At 53.4% G+C, this 21617-nt stretch carries 17 protein-coding genes; 10 read left to right on the top strand and 7 right to left on the bottom strand.

The window, feature by feature from the left end:
* Window positions 1-126: 126 nt before the first annotated feature.
* Window positions 127-1119 carry an L-lactate dehydrogenase gene (locus L0M99_RS05455; RefSeq protein WP_024059167.1) on the top strand — a complete coding sequence of 331 codons (993 nt, stop codon included), beginning with the start codon at window positions 127-129 and terminating at the stop codon, window positions 1117-1119.
* A 26-nt stretch (window positions 1120-1145) separates the two neighbouring features.
* On the opposite strand, the gene L0M99_RS05450 is transcribed toward L0M99_RS05455, so the two are convergent.
* The 5 genes from L0M99_RS05450 to L0M99_RS05430 form a co-directional block, all read right to left on the bottom strand.
* Complete coding sequence (locus L0M99_RS05450) at window positions 1146-2939, bottom strand: GAF domain-containing sensor histidine kinase (RefSeq protein WP_238128015.1); 1794 nt, start codon at window positions 2937-2939, stop codon at window positions 1146-1148.
* Complete coding sequence (gene cydC, locus L0M99_RS05445) at window positions 2929-4740, bottom strand: thiol reductant ABC exporter subunit CydC (RefSeq protein WP_238128014.1); 1812 nt, start codon at window positions 4738-4740, stop codon at window positions 2929-2931. Before cydC ends, L0M99_RS05450 begins: the two co-directional genes overlap by 11 nt.
* Window positions 4741-6522: a thiol reductant ABC exporter subunit CydD gene (cydD, locus tag L0M99_RS05440; protein ID WP_238128013.1), complete on the bottom strand. Its 1782-nt coding sequence runs from the start codon at window positions 6520-6522 to the stop codon at window positions 4741-4743.
* Window positions 6523-7083: 561 nt separating this feature from the next.
* The gene (gene cydB / locus L0M99_RS05435; protein ID WP_238128012.1) at window positions 7084-8220 is read right to left on the bottom strand and encodes a cytochrome d ubiquinol oxidase subunit II; all 1137 of its coding nucleotides are present in this window, start codon (window positions 8218-8220) and stop codon (window positions 7084-7086) included.
* 21 nt (window positions 8221-8241) lie between these two features.
* Window positions 8242-9777, bottom strand: coding sequence for a cytochrome ubiquinol oxidase subunit I (locus L0M99_RS05430; protein WP_024059161.1), 1536 nt, complete (start codon window positions 9775-9777; stop codon window positions 8242-8244).
* Window positions 9778-10137: 360 nt separating this feature from the next.
* On the opposite strand from L0M99_RS05430, the gene L0M99_RS05425 reads away from it, so the two are divergent.
* Window positions 10138-12621, top strand: coding sequence for an Rne/Rng family ribonuclease (locus tag L0M99_RS05425; RefSeq protein WP_425304307.1), 2484 nt, complete (start codon window positions 10138-10140; stop codon window positions 12619-12621).
* Window positions 12622-12867: 246 nt separating this feature from the next.
* Complete coding sequence (locus L0M99_RS09845; RefSeq protein ID WP_283217083.1) at window positions 12868-12999, top strand: hypothetical protein; 132 nt, start codon at window positions 12868-12870, stop codon at window positions 12997-12999.
* Here the strand turns inward: L0M99_RS09845 and L0M99_RS05420 are convergent.
* The gene (locus L0M99_RS05420; RefSeq protein WP_238128011.1) at window positions 12992-13864 is read right to left on the bottom strand and encodes a TrmH family RNA methyltransferase; all 873 of its coding nucleotides are present in this window, start codon (window positions 13862-13864) and stop codon (window positions 12992-12994) included. The genes L0M99_RS09845 and L0M99_RS05420 overlap by 8 nt on opposite strands.
* Before the next feature lie 147 nt (window positions 13865-14011).
* Between L0M99_RS05420 and L0M99_RS05415 the strand changes: the two genes are divergently transcribed.
* A complete protein-coding gene (locus L0M99_RS05415; RefSeq protein ID WP_238128010.1) occupies window positions 14012-14644 on the top strand; it encodes a hypothetical protein in 633 nt (210 codons plus the stop codon).
* 89 nt (window positions 14645-14733) lie between these two features.
* The gene (locus tag L0M99_RS05410) at window positions 14734-15810 is read left to right on the top strand and encodes a quinone-dependent dihydroorotate dehydrogenase (RefSeq protein WP_238128009.1); all 1077 of its coding nucleotides are present in this window, start codon (window positions 14734-14736) and stop codon (window positions 15808-15810) included.
* Here the strand turns inward: L0M99_RS05410 and L0M99_RS05405 are convergent.
* Window positions 15807-16436, bottom strand: coding sequence for a DUF3043 domain-containing protein (locus tag L0M99_RS05405; protein WP_238128008.1), 630 nt, complete (start codon window positions 16434-16436; stop codon window positions 15807-15809). The two genes, L0M99_RS05410 and L0M99_RS05405, sit on opposite strands and share 4 nt — an antisense overlap.
* Before the next feature lie 117 nt (window positions 16437-16553).
* Between L0M99_RS05405 and L0M99_RS05400 the strand changes: the two genes are divergently transcribed.
* The 5 genes from L0M99_RS05400 (at window position 16554) to L0M99_RS05380 (ending at window position 21254) form a co-directional block, all read left to right on the top strand.
* Window positions 16554-17903: a M20/M25/M40 family metallo-hydrolase gene (locus L0M99_RS05400; RefSeq protein ID WP_024059153.1), complete on the top strand. Its 1350-nt coding sequence runs from the start codon at window positions 16554-16556 to the stop codon at window positions 17901-17903.
* Complete coding sequence (locus L0M99_RS05395) at window positions 17904-18905, top strand: hypothetical protein (protein WP_238128007.1); 1002 nt, start codon at window positions 17904-17906, stop codon at window positions 18903-18905.
* Window positions 18906-18973: 68 nt separating this feature from the next.
* Window positions 18974-19333 carry a HesB/IscA family protein gene (locus L0M99_RS05390; RefSeq protein ID WP_024059151.1) on the top strand — a complete coding sequence of 120 codons (360 nt, stop codon included), beginning with the start codon at window positions 18974-18976 and terminating at the stop codon, window positions 19331-19333.
* A 19-nt stretch (window positions 19334-19352) separates the two neighbouring features.
* Window positions 19353-20249, top strand: a complete 897-nt coding sequence (locus L0M99_RS05385; protein ID WP_238128006.1) for an FKBP-type peptidyl-prolyl cis-trans isomerase — start codon at window positions 19353-19355, stop codon at window positions 20247-20249.
* 18 nt (window positions 20250-20267) lie between these two features.
* The gene (locus tag L0M99_RS05380) at window positions 20268-21254 is read left to right on the top strand and encodes an FKBP-type peptidyl-prolyl cis-trans isomerase (protein WP_238128005.1); all 987 of its coding nucleotides are present in this window, start codon (window positions 20268-20270) and stop codon (window positions 21252-21254) included.
* The last annotated feature ends 363 nt before the right edge of the window (window positions 21255-21617 follow it).

Raw genomic sequence — 21617 nt, 5'->3', positions numbered from 1 at the left:
CAAAGACAGACCTGGCGAAAGAAATGAATCCAATATCACCTCGCCACCAGGACTTTATATGGCGACAGCAGCAGGGCATCGACGATAAAATATGAGGTGAGAGTTAATTCGCCCCAAGGAGAAAAAATGTCCAAAGAACGTGCCAATTCCCTCTATCCCGCGTCGATGCTTACTCGCCGCTCAAAAGTCGGGATTGTAGGGGCCGGATTCGTGGGAACCGCACTGGCTTACGCCTGCCAAATCAAGGGCGCGGCGCGCGAAATCGCCCTCTTTGATATTAATAGAGCCAAAGTTGAGGCGGAGGCGCTAGACCTTGCCCACGGGATCCAATTCACCCCCGCAGCTTCAATCTCTGGATCCGATGATGTGGAAGTGCTCCGCGACTCCGACGTCATCGTGATTACCGCCGGTCCCCAGCAAAAACCTGGACAGTCACGCCTGGATATGGTGCAGGCAATGGCGAACATCATGAACTCGATCCTGCCTAAAGTGTTAAACGTGGCGCCCGATGCCATCTATATTCTGGTTTCTAACCCGGTAGACATCGCCACCTATATGGCCTTAAAGATGAGCGGTTTGCCCTCGCACCAGGTATTTGGATCCGGTACCGTGCTCGATACTTCCCGGATGCGCTACCTGATCTCCCAAGAAACGGGAGTGGCCGTCCAAAATGTTCACGCCTATATCGCCGGTGAACATGGAGACTCAGAGGTACCTTTGTGGTCCAGCGCTGAGATTGGGAACGTGCCGCTGTCGCGTTGGGGAGCCACAATCAACGGCGGAATCTTCGATGATAAGTTGCGTAAACGGATCTCCAAAGACGTCGTAGAATCGGCCTATCGGATTATCGACGGTAAAGGGGTAACTAACTTCGCGATCGGTTTGGCAGTTACCAATATTATTTCTGCAGTTATGCGTGATGAGGATCGGGTGCTGACGGTATCGTCACTGCTAGATAACTGGAATGGGATTTCTGGAGTATGTATGGCAGCTCCCACCCTGGTGGGGCGCTCCGGGGTAGGGCGGGTGTTAGATCCGCCCATCACCCTCGACGAACGTGACGCGCTGACCCGTAGCGCCGAAAAACTCGCCGAGGTCGCTAAAACTGTAGGACTCTAGAAGCAGTCAGTTTGCGGGAAGTGCCCCTAACCTAGGGGCACTTCCCAGACTACCTGTAAGCCATGCGGAGACGCGGGCTGGGTAAAACAGATGCCTCCATGGCGGCGGGCACGACTTTTCAGGTTATCGAGGCCCGAGCGTCTGGTAACTGCCGGATCTAGGCCGTGACCATCATCGGTTACCACCACCCGTACGCAGCCGTTGGCGCCAATACCGTTAATGCTCACCACTACTTGCGCCGAGGATGCGCCCGCATGGCGGGCGGTATTAGATAAAGTTTCGCGAACCACCGCCACCACGTCATCAGAAATATCGTGTCCCACCCGTTGATCGGCCTCTGCAATCAATATTTCCTCATGGGAAGGACCGGAGGCAGAGAGAGTCTCGCCATCAATATTTAAAACGAAAGAGGGCGCGAACCCCAACAGGCGACGCGCCAAGGATGCTTCACGGCGCAACCGCTCCACTAAATCCACTGCCGCATCAGGTTCTCGCAGGTTGTGGACAATTGCGCGGATCTGTTTAACCGAATCATCAACGCTAGCTAAAGCATCTTGCATCAAAGATTCAGCGCGTTCCGCATCCAGATCGGCTCCCCTAGCGAAGTCGGCTCGGATGCGTTCCAATTGCATACCAGTTGCAAAAAGCTGTTGAATTGCCAGATCATGCAGGTCTTCACCAATCTTGGCGCGCTCATCTAACAATGTGGCAATATTGGCAGCGTGCTTGGCACCGGCGATCTCCAAAGCTAAAGCTGCCTGGGTCGCGACCTGCTCCGCCATTTCTAATACTGCCGGATCGAACTCGGGTTTATCCGGCAGACGCAGCAGCAATAAAACGCCAATCGCGTGGGAACCCGCCAGGAGGGGAGCATATAGCGCCGCCCCAAATCGAGATAACTCCTTTACCCGTAGGGTGGTGGCTCGCGCTAAGGAATCGACGATTAAACCCTGACCTTCTGCTAATACCGTGCGCGCCCGCCCATGCGGGGGAAAGGTGACTCCAATTAGGTCTGCGGAACCATAACCAGACGCAATTTCGCACACCCAGGAATCTCCCACTGAAGGGAGTATCAATAACGCGGTGTCGGCCTCCGCTACTTCCCGGACAGATTTCGCAATGAACTGGAGCGCGTCCTCTTCTTCGGTTCCCTCTAATAGGATCGTAGTGAGCTGTTGAGAAACTCGGGTCCAACGTTCGCGGGATCGCGAGACTTCGTAGAGACGCGAATTCTCTACTGCTACCGCCGCCAAGATCGCTAATCCCGACACATAAGCTAAGTCTTGCTGGCTATAGCCGCCCGGACGGTTACACAAATAGAGGCGTCCATAAACCTGTTCATGGATCCGCAGGGGTACTCCCAAAAAATTGGTCATCTCCGGGTGAGTGGGCGGGTAACCAGTGAAATGAGGATTGGAGTGCAAATTATTGGAAATAATGCCGTTATCCAGGGGAATGTCCCCGATGATCCCGCGACCTACCGGAGGCTCACCAAGTGATTCGCGCTGCTGCTTACTGACCCCATGAGTATAGAAAGCACTAGTTTCGCCGCGAGAACCCAAAATAGACAATGCGCCATAGGGAGAGGAAGTAACTTCACAAGCTTGGTCTACAAAAGACTGCAAGACTTTATCTTGCTCCAGGTTGCCCATCATTTGCAGCACGGAGGAAATTAGACGGGTGCTATCTTCTGGTAGGGGAGAGCGGTGTGCTAGATCAAGGTTTTCCCCAGCAGAAGAATCTGGCTGTGAAGACGAAAGCGTCTCCCTTGGTTCTGGCTCTAAGGAGGGATCCGGGAAAGATGATTGCTTAGAAGGCATCGACTTGCTCCTGACGTAGGCTCCAAGCATATCCGGGGTGGTTTTTGGCCAACTCCCGATGGGTTCCCTGAGCTACGAAAGCAGCCGGTTCATCTAGGCGTCCATGCGGTTTATCCATGATAAACACCTGGTCAGCTTGGTCGAGCGGGGTGAGACGATGGGTTACCAGGATGACTCCGCGTTTATGTTCCTCACTTCCGGCAGTAAGTAAATCTCGCAGCAAGGCATCAGCGGTTTCGGGGTCCAAGTGTTCTCCGGGCTCATCAAGCGCCAATAGCGGTGCTTTCGCTGCCAAGGCGCGAGCCAAGAGAATACGGCGTCGTTCTCCACCCGAAATAGTAGTAGCTCCGGATCCTAACTCGGTTTCTATACCTGCCGGTAGAGAAGCTAGCCATTCGCCTAAGCCTGCTTCTTTGAGCAGTTCTTCGCCCTCGGCAGCAGTAAGCTCCCCATTGGCTACCCGCAGGTTTTCTAAAATGGTGGTCTCGAAAATATGGGCATCCTCGGGAGTAATCACGAAACTTCCGGCCGCTTGCAGACGGGGCAGCAAGAAAACATCAACCCCATCAATTTTTACGCTGCCAGAAACTGGTTTCAACAGGCCAGCCAGGGTATAAAGCAAAGTAGTTTTCCCAATGCCCGACTGGCCGACAATTGCCAAGTGATCCCCGGGAGCCAAACGCAGATTGATATCAGTAGCCACCACCGGGCCGCCAGGCCAGCCGATAGCAAGATCTTTAGCCTCTAAAATGTGGGCTGCACTGGGATCGAGAGTGGTATTAGCGTTTTCTTCTTCCTCTTGTTCCGCCTTTATTTCTGCTTCCGCCGGCAGCATATTCATGATTCTCACCGCCGAAGTTGCCGAGATAACAAGCTGCTGAGCGGCCGGCCCCAACTGGGCGGTTCCCTCGAAAGCAGACAGGGGAGTAAGCGCCAGCACCGCCAACATAACTTCGGGGATCGCTTGCTCATTGACCGCAAAAATCCCGAAATAAGCGGCCATGATCACCGCCATGAGCATGCCAAACACATCTATAGCAGCCGCCCAAGCTGCTGGTTTTGCGCTAGCATCTTTAGCGTCATAAAGCTGATCTTCAAGCTCGGATAATCCCGACAGTACCTGCTGGGTTTGCCCATCAACCGTGATTTGAGCGGCACCATCAACAATAGTCATTGCCACTTCGGAGATACGGGAGCGGCTTTCAGTTTCCTGGCGCTGGGCAATCCGGGTAGAACGAATAGTAAATAGGGGTCCTACCACTCCCGAAAGCAACAGCCCCAGAGCCAAAAATAGGCCGGCGCGCCAATCTACTAGCGAGATCCCCACTACCGTAATTACCCCCACGATAGTGGCTACCATTGCTGGCAGCAGGCTTTTGACCACAAAATCGCCGATATTATCAACATCGGTTCCCATCCGGTCAAGAATATCTCCGCGCCGCAAACTTGCGATCCGGGCAGTATCAGAGTGGGACAGGGTCTTATAGAGATTAGTGCGCAAAGTAGTCATCCCCGAGACCCCCAACTGGTGGGAGGCCAAGCGCTCTAAATAGCGGAAAACTGCTTTAGAAATCCCAAAGAAACGCACCGATACTACTGCAACCTCTAGGTAGAGGACGGGAGGCATCTGCGAGGCACGCGCAATCAACCAGGCGGCGGTAGCACCCAGGGCAATCGAGGCACCCAATCCCGCGGCACCTAAGAAACAGGCGAGGAACAAAGTTCGCGGTTTAAGCTCCAATAGTTTGATTGACCGCTTGAGTGCTTGGCGTTCTTCGGCAGTAATAAACCAAGTCTTCATTTATTCCAACCCCCGGGTCGATCCTAAGAATTCAGGAATCTCCGCTTCACTGGCACGTGCTGCCTGCGGCTCGCTATCCTGATATTTCTCGGTCTCCGCAGCGGTAAAGGCCGCCGAGGATATCCGTACTACCTGGTCTGCTATCTGGGCTAGTTCTTTGCGGTGGGCAATTAAAACCACGGTTTTACCCGCATCTTTTAGTTGCTCAACTACTTGTGCCACCTGGGAAACCAAGTGGGCATCTAGGTGGGCAGAAGGCTCATCGAGGGCGATTAACTGCTTGGTGGACAGCAGGGCGCGCACCAAAGCTAGGCGCTGGCGTTGACCTACCGAAAGGCCTTCGCCCCCAGCGCGCAAGAACGTGTTCCAGCCTTCAGGTAGTTTTGCTACTACCTCTGCAAAGCCGGCAAGACTAGCGGCACGGCGCACCTGTTCACCTGGTTCCCCATTTGGAAATAGTTCCTTCAAGTGGGTGGGACTCTCCGCAATATTTTGGGCTAACGTTCCCGGCAATAGCAGCGGCATCTGGGGTAGCCAGGAAGTTTGCTCCCACCAAGAATCCGCAGTAACCTCAGCTAAATCCATGGTTTCACCTGAAGAAGTGGTCAAGGTAATCTGACCGCGATCAGCAGAGAGCTGTTTTAATAACGCCATCACGGTAGTGGTTTTACCTTCCCCGGATTTACCTACCAAGGCCGTGATAGTCGCCGGTTCAATCACCAAGTTCACGGCATTAGGCGCCCAGGCTCCCCGCGCGCGCATCCCCAGATCACTCAAGGTAATAGTGGTTTCTTTTAAATTAGGAGCCGGCTGGTCGCCCCCGGTAGCAGGCGGGGTTTCCAGAATTTCAAAGGCCGATTGGGAAGCTGCCAGCCCATCAGCTGAAGCGTGGAAGAATTTACCAACTTCTCGTACCGGCGCATACACCTCGGGAGCCAGCATAATTGCGATTAATCCGGTATACAGATCGAGGCCGCCACTGACCATCCGCAAACCTACGGTAACTGCCACAATTGCTACTGACAGGATAGAAATAAACTCCAGTACTGCTCCTGACAAGAACGCGATTCGTAGAGTCGCCATTGTAGTTTGGGTATAGGTTTTCCCAATGGAGGAAATCTGTTTTTCCGGTCCGCGGTGCCTGCCCAGGCTTTTCAAAGTGGCAAGACCGGCAATAAGATCCAGTAGTTGCCGCCCTAAATGCTGCATTGTGGCCAGGCGGCGATCCGAAGCAGTTTGCGTCATCATCCCGATAATCACCATAAAAACCGGTATCAAGGGGATAGTTATCAGCGCCACCAGAGCTGACCAAAAATCCATGACCGCCATGACTACTAAAACCAGGGGAGTGACTGTAACCGCCAAAATCAATTGCGGAATATAGTCGATAAAATATGGCCCCAGTTTTTCTAGGCCGCGGGTAGCTAGCGTTACCGTGTCGGTACCTTTACGTGCCAGCCAACGCGGCCCCAGTTTCAGACAGTGGGCAAGTACTTGGGATCGCAGCTCGCGAATCGCTTTCTTAGCCGCTCTATGCTGATGATTGGAGCGAAAATAGGTAAGTCCTACCCGTGCCAGGGAAACAATCGCCAGCCAAAAAGCGAAATGAGCAACCTGATCCCAGGACTGGCGTAAAGATATTACCGGAGAAATTAAGGCAGAAATTAGGAAACATTGGGCGATAACTAATCCTGCTTGCATAATGCCGGTGACTGCGGTGATGGCGATGGCTAGACGCGCTGACCGAGCATATTTCAGCAGTTTCGGATCAAGTGGTTTCAAGGCAAGTATCCTCCGTGCATTTAATGGGACTATTTTCCCACACGAACCTGAAAACTCTAAACGCATCCCAATCTAGGCTGAGGTTGTGCGCGGGAGAGGGTTTTCTCCTCCCACGCTCATTCCGGGTCTGGGTGAAAAAAGCGCTCGGGGGACCCCGGTGAGCCTTGCAAGATATAAGACAAGGGCAGAATAGAAAGCCATCTAAAGAGGAACGTATCCGATTCTGAAGGTAATGATTTATAGCTTGTCCCCTCTCGCATCTTTTTTCACCCAGACCGGTTACCCGGGTGTGGGGGCTAGGTTTTATCCGAGTGGGTGCGGTGGGCATAAGAATTCAGAAAACGTCGCTACGTTTTCTGAATTCTTGGGCGGGAGGAAAAACCTAACCCCCGCGCCTTCTTTCCGAGTGCTTTTTCTACCCCAGCCCCTCTATGCGGTCGATAGTCTCCAGGAGGTAAAAATAGTGCTGGTCTTGGCTAAATAGCCAAGACCAGCACTATTTATTTAGTTTTATCGATGAGCACCTAGTTGGGAGTTACCTGATAGGTACTGATAACTTGTTTAGCTTTCCGCGAGGAAAGAAGCACCCTGACGAATCTTGTCCCAAGGCAAGCCCGGGTTTTCATCGAGTTCCTCAAGGGTAACTTTCAGCGGCATCCGCGTGTAGCTCCAGTAGGTGTAACCCAAAACGATGGGCACTACTACCAGGGCGATCACTAGCATAATCGCCAAAGTGGACTGCGAGGAGGAAGCATCCCAGATAGTCAGAGAGAACTCTGGCTTAATGGAAGACTTCATCGCATTAGGTGCCATCGCGGTAAAGATCCACGCTACTGCTCCCGCGATCCCGACGGAGTGGGCGAGCAAAGTACCCCATTCGGAGCCGCGAAGCGCCATCATAACGGTAACGATGAAAGCCAGAGCCGCAATGATCAGCGGGATCCAAGCCATAGCCTGGGAGGCGTATAGGAACTGTCCCCATAGCGCGGCAATCGCTACCAGCACGGTGTCCGCAATCGCGAATTTTCCGAGCAGGTTCTTAGCGCGGTTCTGAACTTCACCGGTAGTGCGCAGCGCCAAGAAAGCCAAGCCCTGAGTAGCGAAGACCAACGCTAGCATGACCCCACCCGCAATGGTGTAGGGGGTGAGCAGCGATAGGAATACGCTACCTAGGGGAGCGCCCTGGGAAGTGAAGTTATGTACGTGCTTGCTGAGGTCAGCAGCTCCCGCCACGGCTTCACCTGGGGTGTTGAACTGGGTGACCGCAATATTCATCCCCTGCACCAGGTTGGCAAATGCTACCCCGAACAGAATCGGAACTAGCCAGGCTACGATGGACTGCCAGCTATCCCAGCGGCCACGCCAGGCAGCCGAGGATACCTTAGTGCGCCACTCAATCGCACAGATACGAACGATTAAGCAGAACAGGATGAGGAACAGAGCCAGGTACATGCCAGAGAACATGGTGGCGTACCATTCCGGGAAGGCCGCGAAAGTCGCGCCTCCAGCGGTCAGCAACCAAACCTCGTTACCATCCCAAACTGGGCCGAAGGTTTTCTGTACCTGAGTGCGTTCCCGGTCGGTCTTGGCCACCATCGGCATTACCATACCGGCGCCTACGCCGAACCCTTCCAATACCAGATAGCCAGTCCACAGGACGGCGATCAGGATGAACCAAATAACTTGAAGAATAGTCATCTCTTTGATCTCCTATCTGACTTAGTAAGCGAAGCTGAGGTTCTTGCCGGCGTCCTCACCATGTACTGCTTTTTCATTGGCAGTGACGTGGACACCTTCCTTAACGTAACGCTTAATCAACAGGAACCAGACGATGCCTAGTGCCAGGTAGATAAGCGTGAAGCCCAGCAGGGTAACCAGTACCTGCCATGCGGGGACTGCGAACGAGAGCCCATGTTCGGTAAGCATAAATACCGAGGATCCATCGACTTCCATATCGACTGGATGCACGATGAAGGGCTGACGACCCCATTCGGTAAATAGCCAGCCAAAGGTGGTGGCGAGGTAGGGCATCGGCAAACACCAGATTGCGAACTTGCCCAATCCGGTGGACTTGGAAATCTTGCCGTTCTTGGTAGCAACCAGACCCCAAATCGCCAGAACCGCCGAGAAGATGCCGAATAGCATCATCAAGCGGAAGCTCCAGAAGCTGAAGATAATGTTCGGGCTGAAATCAACCGGCTGTGAGTGCATATCGTATCCGCGCTGGCTGAGGATCTCAGAGAACATGGATCCGTACTTCTGGTTCAGGGTGTCCAGACCCTCTACCTTGCCGGTAAAGCTATTGGTAGCCATGAAGGAGTAGACTCCGGGAACTTCACCAATCTTGGTGATGTCCTTACAAGTGGCGTCCAGTGGCCCAAAAGCAGCAATAGTAAAGGGTGCGCCCTGCCCGGCATTCGGAGTCTCACATAGAGCCTCGGCGGCAGCCATCTTTGCAGGCTGATCCTTGGCAACTAGCTGGCCTTGAATGTGTCCGGTGACTGCAGTTAACAGGCCACCAACGATCATGACCACCATGCCGAAGCGAGCAATCGGACGCCAAATATCCCGAGCCTCGGTTTCGGCGCCGGCATTGGCCGAGCGAACCATCCACCAGATAGCAATGCCGGCAACGAAGGTACCGACCAGCAACCAGGAGGTAGTCAGGACGTGAGTGTAGGCCGCCCATAGTACCGGGTTAAGCAGTACCTGGAAGAAGCCGGATAGGCCGTCCAGCTGTGCACGGCCGGTTTCCGGATCGAAAGTTGCGCCTACCGGATGCTGCATCCAGGAGTTTGCCCCGATAATCCAGAGGGCAGAAGTGTTTACCCCTACGAATACTAGCCAGGCGCAGGTGAGGTGGGCTTTCTTTGATAGTCGACCCCAACCGAAGATCCACAATCCGAGGAAGGTGGACTCCATAAAGAAAGAGATTAGAGCCTCACACGCTAGCGGCGCACCAAAGATGTCGCCCACGAAGCGGGAGTACTCAGACCAGTTCATACCGAACTGGAATTCTTGCACGATACCGGTAGCCACACCGAGTGCAAAGTTAATTAGGAACAGTTTCCCGAAGAACCGTGTCGCCTTCAGCCAATATTCCTCACCGGTTTTGTGCCATTTCGTTTGCATAATGGCAACAAGGAGGGACATGCCGATGGTGAACGGAACCAGGATGAAATGGTAGACGGTAGTAATACCGAACTGCCATCGCGCCAACATAGTGGCATCTAATGCTGTTGAAGCAATAGTCATTCTGCTCGCCTTTCCGTTTCTAGTCGGTTTAGAAGTCGTTGCCCGATATGAGCTTGCTGATACCAAAGTCCATAGTGACAACGTTGTCACTTAGATTAGCTTGTTTTTCAGGCGGTCGCTAAGCATTTTTCAGGATTCCCTAAGAATTAGCTCAGTTTTACGACAGAATTAAGAAATATGGAATAATGATCTTGGTTGATTTCTGTCGTCGCATCGCGGGGGGAGTCACCCCAGAGGGACTATTTTCCTAGGAAAACTCTTTGGCGTGGGGTGAATGTCCTCGCGTAAACAAGGGCTTCCGTCCTAGAGGGCGGCGTAATAAATAGGATTCGTTGATGCGGGCGCGTCCAGGTGAGATCAGTGGTGAAGAACCCTAATAATAACGAAACAGAATCTTTTCAAAATAGTGGAGCTACGCTTTTTTCTGGGCCTACTTTTTCTGCCCCCAAGAAGATTGAGTCCGCTCCGCCAGCTCCCGCTCAGCTCCCGGCGGCTCCGGCTTTCGGGGCTCCCATGTTCGCGGCCGCTCCTACTTTTGAGCCGAGTGTCTCAGAAGAAGCGGACATAGAAAAGGATGCTAAGCCGCAACGGCACAGCAAGAAAAAGGCCGATAACCAAGGGGAGAAAAACGCGCAGTCTAACAGCTCAAAAGCTGACAAAAAGACGCGCGGGACGAAAAAGTCTCGTAAGAGCGACAATTCCGAAAGTGAGACCGCGTCCTCAGGCAAAGGCAAAGATAATCGCACAGATCAATCAGAGTCGAAGCAAGAAGGGGACGAGAACGCTCGCTCCAATAACACTCCCAGCGGGGCGGACGAGGACGATAACGGTAGCAGCCGTCGTCGCCGGCGGCGCCGTAGCCGGGGAACAGCAGATGCTAGTGACCAGATCGAACAGGTTAAAGGTTCAACCCGTTTAGAGGCCAAGAAACAGCGGCGCCGGGAGGGGCGCAAAGAAGGGCGCCGACCCAAAGTTATTACCGAGTCGGAGTATTTGGCGCGGCGAGAAGCAGTTGATCGCACCATGCTGATCCGCTCTAAGGATGGGCTAAATCAAATAGCAGTGCTGGAAGATAACGTGTTAGTGGAACACTATGTTTCCCGCCACACTCAAACCACTATGGTCGGGTCGGTTTACCGCGGCAAAGTGCAAAACGTGTTGCCCTCTATGGAGGCGGCATTCGTTGATTTAGGGCGCGGGCGTAACGCAGTGCTCTATGCCGGGGAAGTCAATTGGGACGTTGCGGGAATGAAAGGCCGGCCGCGGCGGATCGAGGAGGCTTTGAAATCCGGCGATTCGATTACCGTGCAGGTAACTAAAGATCCGATCGGACATAAAGGAGCCCGGCTTACCTCCCAAGTAACTTTGCCGGGGCGTTTCCTGGTTTTGGTGCCAGGCGGGTCGATGACCGGTATTTCCCGCAAATTACCCGAGGTAGAACGGCGCCGGCTTAAAAAACTCTTAAAAGTTATTGTCCCCAAGGATTTTGGGGTAATTATCCGCACCGCCGCTGAGGGGGCTAGTGAAGAGCAACTGCGCCAAGACGTGGAGCGCCTGCAAAAACAGTGGGAGAAAATTGAAAAGAACGCGGCGTCCTCAAAATCGGCTCCTTACCTGCTGCATGGTGAACCTGAGCTAGCTTTGCGGGTAGTGCGTGACGTTTTCAATGAAGATTTCCAAAAACTGATTGTGCAGGGCAAGGAAACGTTTGGTCAGGTTGATTCCTATGTGAAAGAGTTTGCCCCTGATCTGCGGGATCGAGTTGAACAATGGGTGGGTGCGGACGATATTTTCGCGGCGCATCGCGTTGATGAACAACTCGCGAAGGGGATGGATCGGAAGGTGTGGCTGCCTTCGGGTGGCTACCTGATTATTGATCGTACCGAAGCAATGACGGTTATTGACGTTAACACCGGTAAATACACTGGTTCCGGGGGGACTTTAGAGGAGACTGTCACCCGCAATAACTTAGAATCTGCTGAGGAAATAGTACGGCAGCTGAGACTTCGCGATATCGGCGGAATCGTAGTCATTGACTTTGTGGATATGGTGCTGGAATCTAATCGAGATCTGGTGCTGCGCCGCCTAGTGGAATGCTTGGGTCGGGATCGTACTCGCCATCAGGTCACCGAAGTCACCTCTCTGGGATTGGTGCAAATGACCCGCAAGCGGGTAGGGGAAGGCCTGGTAGAAGCCTTTTCGACTCCTTGTGAGCATTGTGAAGGCCGCGGGTTTATTGTGCACACTCACCCGGTAGAAAACGGGGCAAATAGCGATGAAAATCTGCGCGCTCAGGGGCAGAAACGCGAGCGCAAGGAGGAGAAACGCTCAAAAACAGATTCGAAGAACCGCGCCTCTATGGCTAAAGTAGCGGCGGCTGCCAGTAAGGCTCACCAGGAGCAACCAGATATGGATCGCTCTAAGTTGGAAGAGCAGCCAGCTTCTCCAGCTGACAAGCATCACTCTCAGAATCTGGGGGAGAGGGAAGCTAAAGAACCTGCAAATCAGCAGGACGCGGTTACAGCGCCTAAAGAACGCGACAACAAGGACGCGGCCGCAGCTGAGAAGCCGGCAACTAAAGCTGGCTCAAAGACAGCTGGCGCCAAAAAGGTACATAAGAAAGCCAAACAGGGCGCTAATGGGCAAACTCGAGCAGCAGCCACCTCCGGCACGGTTACCCCTGCTTCCGAGGGCGCAGTGATGACGATTCCCAGCAGTGGGGCTGCCAAGAGCGTGAGTTTAGAACAGTTAGGGGCGAGTAGCCCCACCTGGGAAAAGAAAACAGATTCCGATGAGGAGCCAGGTGAGCAGCCCCCTCGACGTCACGCCGCAGTAACTGCCTAAATAGCGCATAATATCCGGGTTTTCTCCCGCTGACCTGCCCGGTTAGCGGGAGAAAAATGTTTTTATCGTTGCTCCGCACCTAAAGGCACTCTCACGATGTGAATGTTTTCGTCTAAAAATTGGTGGGCGGGATTACTTTGGCTCTAAGCAATTGAGATTTAACAATTGTTTTGTCCCATCAATAAGGAGTTGAGATATCTGAAAGGTTTCGCAGCCTACTGCGTCTAATCAGAGCAGTCGACAGTCATGGAGGACACAATACGGATAATTATGGCGTATACGCCGGCTATTGGGATGGGGATGTTTGCTGATATGCCGGCGGTTTGCGCGGAAGGCGCCCCGCAGGGCATCGTGACAAGGAGGCAGCTAATTAGCTAACGCTGCTAGGAGGAGTAAACCTATCAGGTTTTGCCGCTAATGCCTGGCTGACTGCGTAACAAGCAACTGCCCCCGCGGCAGCCACATTCAAAGAATCTACTCCATGACTAAGCGGGATTTTCACTAGCTGGTCACACTGGTTCAGCGCCGGCTCGCTCATGCCTGGGCCTTCCGTGCCCAGTACTAGCGCCACTTTCGGTTTCAGCCCCTGCGCGACCTCGCCTTGTAGGTAGGCGCAAAAATCTGGCAGGGAAATCGCCTGTTCAGACAGCGCTAGTCCCGCGACAGTAAAACCGTGCTCTTTTAGAGCAGAAGTATCGGGCCATTGATCAATCCGGGTCCAAGGTAGCGAAAACACAGTTCCCATGGAAACCCTAACCGCTCGCCGATAGAGCGGGTCAGCGCAATGAGGGCTGGTCAGGATGGCATCAAATCCCATCGCAGCGGCCGAGCGAATCGCGGCGCCGACATTAGTATGGTCTACTAAATCTTCTAAGATCAACACTGCTCGTGCCCCCTCCAATACCGTTCCCAGTTCCGGCAGGGCAGGACGTTCCATCGCGGCGATAGCTCCGCGATGCATACTGAACCCCGTAAGGCGGACTATCTGTTTATCTTCAGCCACAAAAATAGGGATGTCGCTAGCGCGTTCTCCCAGGGTCTCCTGCAAGCGATCCAACCAATGCTCACTGGTTAGTACAGAGCGAGGCCTATGTCCGGCAGCAAGCGCCCGGGAAATCACGGAGAAACTCTCCGCTAAATACAGGCCGTGTTTGGCCTCTAAACTCTTGCGCAGGTTCACATCTTTTAACTGGGTAAAATCACGTACCCGAGGATCTGACAAATCTGCAAGCGGAATCAACACGATACTAGTTTAGAACCTTAAATCCGCCAGAAAGATTTCCACATTTTTTAGCCCGAAAAGTTTTCCTGGTCTGGTTATTTCTTATTTACATCCGTATTAAGGTTCGCGCCAAAGTTGTTTTCAACCACCAACTAACAAGGAGTAACCATGACCACCACTTCGCCACCTACCCGCAAATCCGAAAAACCGGTCCTGGGGGAACGCCTGGAAGGATCCGATTTTTTCGCCCTGTCTACCCCGGAATTTTTGGGGGAGGATGGCGACAAGATTGTCCTAGATATGTTGGACGACGACCCGGAGCTACCCTCCGGCCTTTACGGGCCGCTCGGCTGGTTAGCTGAGACTAAGATTCCCAATATTTTAAAGAACTATTTAGCTACCGGACAGGGAATCGGAGACTACCAGCGTTTCCACGGTTTAGATGCTGAGGGGGCAGCAAAACTTAGAGCCGCGCTTCCTCGAGTCGCATTAGCCGATAGGCAAAACGATGCCCCTACTTTGCTAGCTTTCTTAAATGCCTGTATTGCCAATCCGGGACGGGTTTATCTTTCGGGATATATGATCGGCTCTTCGCGTTGGGACGAACGCGTTAGTGTCGACACCATGTTTGTAGTGGAAGCTTTAGCCGAAGGAGCGAGCGAGCCGGCATCCCAGCAGAAGCGAAAAATCTGGCAAACCTACCAGGAAAAACTAGCTTTAGGCAAGGCTTGTGCTCCCGATGAGCTCTATAGCGCGGATCCGCGGTGGGCTCATCCTGGCTGGTGCCTGTGGTGGGATTAGTCCGCAAAAGCACCAAAGTCAGCAAAGGTGAAGCACCTAGCCCGGCTACGCGTAAGTAGAGGCGTCAGCTTTTCAGTACAATTGAAAGCGTGCTGTACCGATTTTTATACAAACACCTGATTGCGCGCTTCGATGCCGAAAAATGTCACAACGCCACGATGAAAGCCCTGTATCTAATCTCTCGAGTTCCCGGCCTAACCGGATTGATCAGGATATTTTTCTCCGGATCAGTAGGAACCTTGAAAGGCGGTTGGGTAGGCGATGAGCGGGGATTGAAATCCCTGGCCAGGCCTGTTCCCGGATATTTGGGTCTGGCAGCGGGGATGGACAAAGATGCCTTAGCTCCGCTGCAGTTCGGAGCGTTCGGGTTCGCATTCGTTGAGGTTGGGACGGTAACTCCGCGTCCTCAACCCGGAAACGATAAGCCGCGCCTGTGGAGGATATTACCGCTGCGGGCAGTGCGGAACCGGATGGGTTTCAATAACCAGGGTGCCCGGGAAATGGCGCATCGCCTGCAGAAGCTCAGAAGTGGCGCGGCAGGTAGATCCCTAATTTTGGGGGTAAATCTAGGGAAGAATAAGACTACCGAGCTGGCTGACGCAGCCGAAGATTACCGCGTCAGCGCGTGGCAATTGGCGAAATATGCGGACTATTTAGTGATTAACGTTTCTTCTCCCAATACGCCGGGACTTCGTAGCCTGCAAGCTAGCGAGCAACTGCGGCAGATCGGGCAAGCGGTAGTTGCCGCGGGAAGGCAGAGTGCGGGCAGGCAAGTCCCGGTGCTGGTAAAGCTGGCTCCCGATTTAGGGAATGATCAGTTAAAAGAACTAGCGCAAATCGTTAAAGAAGTGGGACTGGCGGGAGTGATTGCCACTAACACCACCATTAACCACGATTTTGGTGAGGGCGGGCTGTCAGGACCCCCCTTAAAAGAACGTGCCCTAGAAGTGGTGCGTTTATTGCGCCAGGAACTGGGAGATGACTACCTGGTTATCGGGTGCGGGGGAATTGAGGACGAGACCAGTGCCCGTCAGTTCCTGGACGCGGGAGCTGACTTACTAGAGGCGTTTACCGCCATGATCTATAAGGGGCCCTCCTTTGCGGGAAAGCTAAATAAACAGCTTTCTAGAGAGCTTCCCGCTCTGCCGATGCGGAAAACCCGTTAGACGCGAGAACGCATATAGGAGCGAATATCACCAGCGTATTCATTAATATCGGGACGCGGACCGCGCGGGCCAGAAGGGCGCGGCCGACGCATTCTGCGCGGACTTGCCAGGCGCATCAGAATATAACGCCCGTTTCCTTTCTTTACCCGTTTATCCCCCCCGGTAACCCCCAGGAGCGCCCGATTAATTATCATGGTGGTGACCACGGCTTCGATAATCGCCAATAGCAGTAAGGCCCACATGGAAAACAGCAAAATCGCGTTCAACTGTTGGTTGCGAGAAAACGCGATCGAAAGGATTAGGAAGGCTAGTACTATCGGCATGAATAGCTCGCCGATAGCAAAACGGGAATCTACAAAATCGCGAATATAACGGCGCACCGGGCCTTGGTCATTGTAGGGAAGGTAACGTTCATCTCCCTTGCCATCCAAGGCGGCTTGCTGTTTCTTGTAGAGCTTATCGCGTTGCTCGCGGCGACGCTTGCGGGCTTCTTTCTTGTCTACAATCAGGGGGCGGCGATTCTTTGCCTCCGCTTCTTTACGTTTTGGGGTAGGGCGGCCTTTGCCCTCTCCCTTATCAAGCGGAGCCTCAATCTCTTCATCTTCGTTACGTCCAAAAAGTTTCACCTGTCCAGGTTATCGGCCGAGGACGGGCAGGGGAAATCTGTCCTAGTTTGCAGGGATAGTTTGCCGGTAGTGGCTGTCCTTTCCCTCAAGAGGGCGTATCGGGGTAACCTGGCAAGCATGAGTGATATTTCGGATTATAAAGCGGCTTCTGACCGTATTTTTGATGATGTTAAGAGTGAGCTAACCAAACTGGTAGCGATTCCTTCAGTTTCTTCTGCATCCCGCGCGGAAGTAGAAAAATCGGCTCGGCATGTGGCGCAGTTATTTTCAAACCTGGGGATGGAAACGGAAGTAAAAACCGCACCAACCCCCACTGGTGAGGAAGGAATGCCGGCAGTTATTGCCCGCAAGATTGTAGATCCGCAGGCCAAAACGGTATTGCTTTATGCTCACCATGATGTCCAACCGGCCGGACCTGCCGAGCGCTGGAATACTGAGCCCTTTGTAGCTACCGAAAAGAATGGCCGCCTGTATGGGCGCGGTACCTCCGATGATGGAGCGGGGGTAATGGTGCACTACGGGACGCTCCTCGCTTTGGCAGATAACTGCCCGGTTAACGTAACTTGCTTTATTGAGGGCGAAGAAGAGATCGGCTCGCCCTCGTTCCGGAACTTTATTGAAAAATATCGGGAAGATTTAGCCGCTGATGCCATCATTGTTTGCGATTCCGATAACTGGCGGGTAGGCGAACCCGCTCTGACCGCAACTTTGCGGGGAGTCGCCAGTATGGATGTGAAAGTTAAAGTAATGAACACTGCCCTGCATTCGGGAGCTTTTGGAGGCCCGGTGCTAGATGCAGTCACGGTTGCTAGCCTGTTGCTCGCGAAATGCTTTAATCCCGATGGCAGCTTGGCAGTACCCGGTCTTGGGGGATCTACCAGTGCTGATGTTCACTATCCGGAAGACTTGTTCAAGGCGGATGCCCAGGTAGTGGAGAGCTTTGAGCTAGCTGGAAAGGGGGATGTGGCCGCGCGTTTATGGAACCAACCGGCACTTTGCGTTATCGGTTGGGATCAGCGTTCTCGCGCCGAAAGCGCTAATGCCCTGGTGCCGGAAACCTGTTTGCGGCTGTCCTTGCGCACTGCTCCCGGAACCGATAGCGCCGAATGTGCCCAAGCATTAAGCAGGTTCTTGAAAGAAAATGCCCCCTTCGGAGCGGAGGTAGAAACCGAGATTCTCGAATGCGGTCCGTCCTACCAAGCCCAAGCATCGGCGGCGGAAAAAGATATGAAATGGGCGCTATCAAGTGCTTGGGATAAGGACGCGGTAGATATTGGGTGCGGGGGAGCAATCCCCATGACCGCTGACCTGGCACAGGTTTTCCCGCAGGCCGATATCTTAATCACCGGAGTGGAAGATCCTGCCACTAACGCACATTCAGAAAATGAATCCCAGGATTTAGGCGACCTGAAGAATGCTATTACCGCCGAGGCGCTGTTCCTGGCTCGTTTAGGTGGAAAGATTTAAGTGCAGATACTTCTGGCAGTAGCCAGCACGCTGCAGACCAGCGCCCGCAAAGGGGGGCAAGCCTTTAAGACAGGCTGGCTAAAGCATAAAAGTCGCGACCAGCTGCAGGTTGTCCCCTATTCGTGGGCGTATCCGGAAGTTGCCGCTGGCTATCCGCTAGCGGATCTATTTTCGAGGACGAGTGATCCTGCTAAGGCAGGTAGCACCTTACCGATGCTACTTAAAGCGGGTAAAGGCCTCTATCTGCCCGCCGTCTGCGGGAAAGAAAACCTGCAAAGTGAGTACTCGCCGCTGGGGGCGCTTCCTCCCGGGGATCTAGAGGATTTACCGGCGTTTCCTGGGCAATTCTTAACGGGAGTGGCGGCCACTTACGGCGCGGGTCAAATGAGCCCACAGGTTTGGGAATCTTTAGCGCGGGATCTGGCTGGGGCGACGGTAGTTACCGGCAGCCAGAAACCGTTGCTAACAAATTCCGGGGTGCTAGCTCAGATCGCTAAAACTAGCCCGAAGATTGCGCAACAAACTAAAGAAAACTGGGAAAGCGTGCTTAAAGAAGCCGAAAAATACGGAACCCGCCGCTACCTTGAGATTTCGGATTTTTCAGGCAAAAAACCTGCACCAGGTACCCAAGTGGGGGTTCTGCCCACAGGAGGATGCGCTTGGGGAGTGGGAGAACTATTAGGCAGGCTGGGAGCCCGCCTGGATTTTGCGGCAGATTTCCTGGATCAGCAAACCAGTCTGCCGCAAGTTTTAGAAACCACAGATTTGCTAGTGGCGAATACTGAAGAGCTATCCCCCTGGAATCTTCCCGGCTCTCCCTTGGAGCATTTATGCGACCTCGCCAACCGCTTCGGGGTGCCGATAGTGGTAGTTACCAGTGAAAATAATCTGAGTAGAGGCGAGATTGCCGAGCGGGGAATAGATGGCGTCTACCAATTCCCTACCGATACTGGCGGTATGGAAGAGGCCGGACTTCGCTTAGCGCGTACCTGGTCGCAATAGCCACTAGAGCCACCTTGGACTAGGCTAAGGACTAACTTAGTTGATCTAGAAAATTTTGAGGAACAGATATGAGTGAACAACAGGCTGAAAAGACAGCTACCCACAAAGTAACTTTGACCGATGCCGCCACTGAAAAAGTGAAATCACTGCTAGACCAGGAAGGGCGCGATGATCTGCGCCTGCGGATAGCGGTGCAGCCGGGAGGATGCTCGGGACTGATCTATCAGCTTTATTTTGATGAGCGCCTCTTAGACGGCGACGCAGTAGTCGAGTTCGCCCCCGGGGTGGAGGTAGTGGTAGATAAAATGTCCAACCCCTACTTAGACGGAGCCTCGATTGATTTTTCCGACACCATTGAACGCCAAGGCTTCACGATCGATAATCCGAATGCGGTAGGTTCTTGCGCCTGCGGCCAATCGTTCCACTAAAAACAGTTAGGATCTTGCTGTGAAACGTAGACTTTCTACATCTGTTGCTGCTATTGCCCTGCTAGGTGCATTATTAGGTGCAGGGCTCACCGGCTGCAGTAGCGATGGTTCCTTCTCAGATTTCGGAGTCAAAGTTGAGGGCGAATACGGGAAAACCCCCACAGTCAGTGCGGGAGAGGGGACTGCACCGAAAGAATTGAAAGTTGGCACCGTTAAAGCTGGCGAGGGCGAGGCTTGCGGTGCCGACGCAGTGCTGAAAGTCAACTATCACGGCCAGTTGTGGGACGGGAAGAAATTTGATTCCAGTTTCGACCGGGGAAATCCCGCTATTTTCTCGTTAAAACAAGTAGTTCCCGGTTGGGGACAGGGACTTAAAAATGCCAAGCCGGGATCGCGCACCCTCCTGGTTATTCCACCCGAATTGGGGTACGGGGAGCAGGCAATGGGTGATATTCCTGCTGGATCAACCCTGGTGTTCGTGGTCGATACCTTGAAATGTTTCTCTGCCTCGCAAATGAAGAAAGGTGAAGAGCAGCTGGCACAGGCCAAAGCTACCGGAAAGACTCTCCCCGGCCTAGAAGTTAGCGGAAAATTGGGGGAGAAACCCGTATTGAAGGTTAACGCTGGGCAGCTCGCCAAAGACCGTGCCGTGAGCGTGCTTGCTACCGGAAACGGGGCCGCGCTGAAAGCCGATGACGTGGTGATTGTGCATCAAAGTTGGCTAGATCAGCAAGGAAAGACTGTGTCCACCTGGGATAGTAACACCCCGATGACGCTGCAGGGAGAAAAAACTCTGGCAGAATTGAAGTTGGACAAAGAACTAGTCGGTAAAAACGTCGGTTCCCGCCTGGCTTTAAGCACGATGCAAGATGGGCAGGCGGTCGCCCTAGTAATGGATATCGTGGGTACCCTCTAAGAGCTGGTAGACACCGCCATGCAAACTCAAAACATTCCTTCCCAACCGAAGCGGATACGGTCAGCTCGGGTAATAGTCTTGGCGTTGGTCGCTGCCTTAGCGATATCCCTACTTTCCGGATGTTCATCTAGCGCTTCCGACGCCTCGGCTCCTGAGGTAAAAGGAAAATTCCCGGCAGTAACCGGGGAGTTAGGCCAAGCCCCCCAGATGGAGTCCGGTGCGGGGAAAGCACCAACCAGTTTGCAGGTACGGGTACTATACGAGGGCGAAGGGCGCAGCGTGACCGCCAAAGACCAAGTACTCATGGATACTTTAGGTAACTTGTGGGACGGCAAGACCGTGATGAGTACCTTCCGAGTCGGTGACTCCGCCCAAGGATACGCGATGAGCGAAGTTATCCCGGGCTGGAAACAGGCATTAATCGGCAAGAAGCTCGGTTCCCGGGTACAGATCACGGTGCCTCCGCAACTGGGATTCCAAGGCGAAGCCGCGAAACGCATTCCCGCCAACTCCACGATGGTGTTCGTGATCGACCTGATTAGCGCCATGGATCTAAGTAATGTTTCCGCGCTGAAACAGGCCAAGAAAATAGATAAATCTTTTGACAAGTTACCTAAAGGGTTAAAGATTAGCGGGGCTCCCGGCAGCCAGCCACGGGTAACTATCGATCCTGCGCTGCCTGCCCCGAAAACGAAACAGGTAATAATGCTGTATCAAGGTAAAGGGGAAAACCTGGAGCCAGATGACTTTCCCGGGGTACATTTGACTGCCGCCACCTTCGAGCAAGGTCAATGGTCAAAAGTGTCCAGTTCGTGGCTCAGCGGCAAAATGGTTTCTACTCCCTCTACTGTGCAGACCACCCCACAATTCCTAGGGGTGCCGGTTGGCTCGCGGATGGTGATGTTAGAGCCTGCCGAGGGCGAGCGCCAAGGGGCAAAGGCGCATCCCGCTCGCATCGCTATCTACGATATTGGTGCCAAGCAAACCAGCACCCGCCTCGGGTAACAGTTCCTATATCTTGAGGACGCGAGGGAAAAGTTTTTCCTCCCGCCCAAGGAGTTGGAAAACGTAGCGACGTTTTCCAAATTCTTATGCCCACCGCGCCTACTCGGATAAAATCTATCCCCCGCGCTTCCCGGGATGCTAGTTGGGTACTAGAGGTAGTTGTCGGTTATTTTAGGCAACGAGCGGATATTAGAGTGCTAGCTGCCGTAAGAGCGATGAAAAAAGAAGTAGATGTGAACCGTACTGGGTTTTGTTCCGCTTCTTATACGGGGGTCAGTTCGTTGACCCGTGTTTGATTATAGCTGGTGATTATCTCGTTGGGAGTTCTGTATCCGAGTGCCTCGTGTAGGCGCTCGTGATTCC

The sequence above is a fragment of the Varibaculum cambriense genome (assembly GCF_022133705.1).
GTDB classification, from domain to species: Bacteria; Actinomycetota; Actinomycetes; order Actinomycetales; family Actinomycetaceae; genus Varibaculum; species Varibaculum cambriense_A.
The sequence above is the reverse complement of the archived record's forward strand: the minus strand, read 5'-3'. Positions and strand labels throughout refer to the sequence as shown.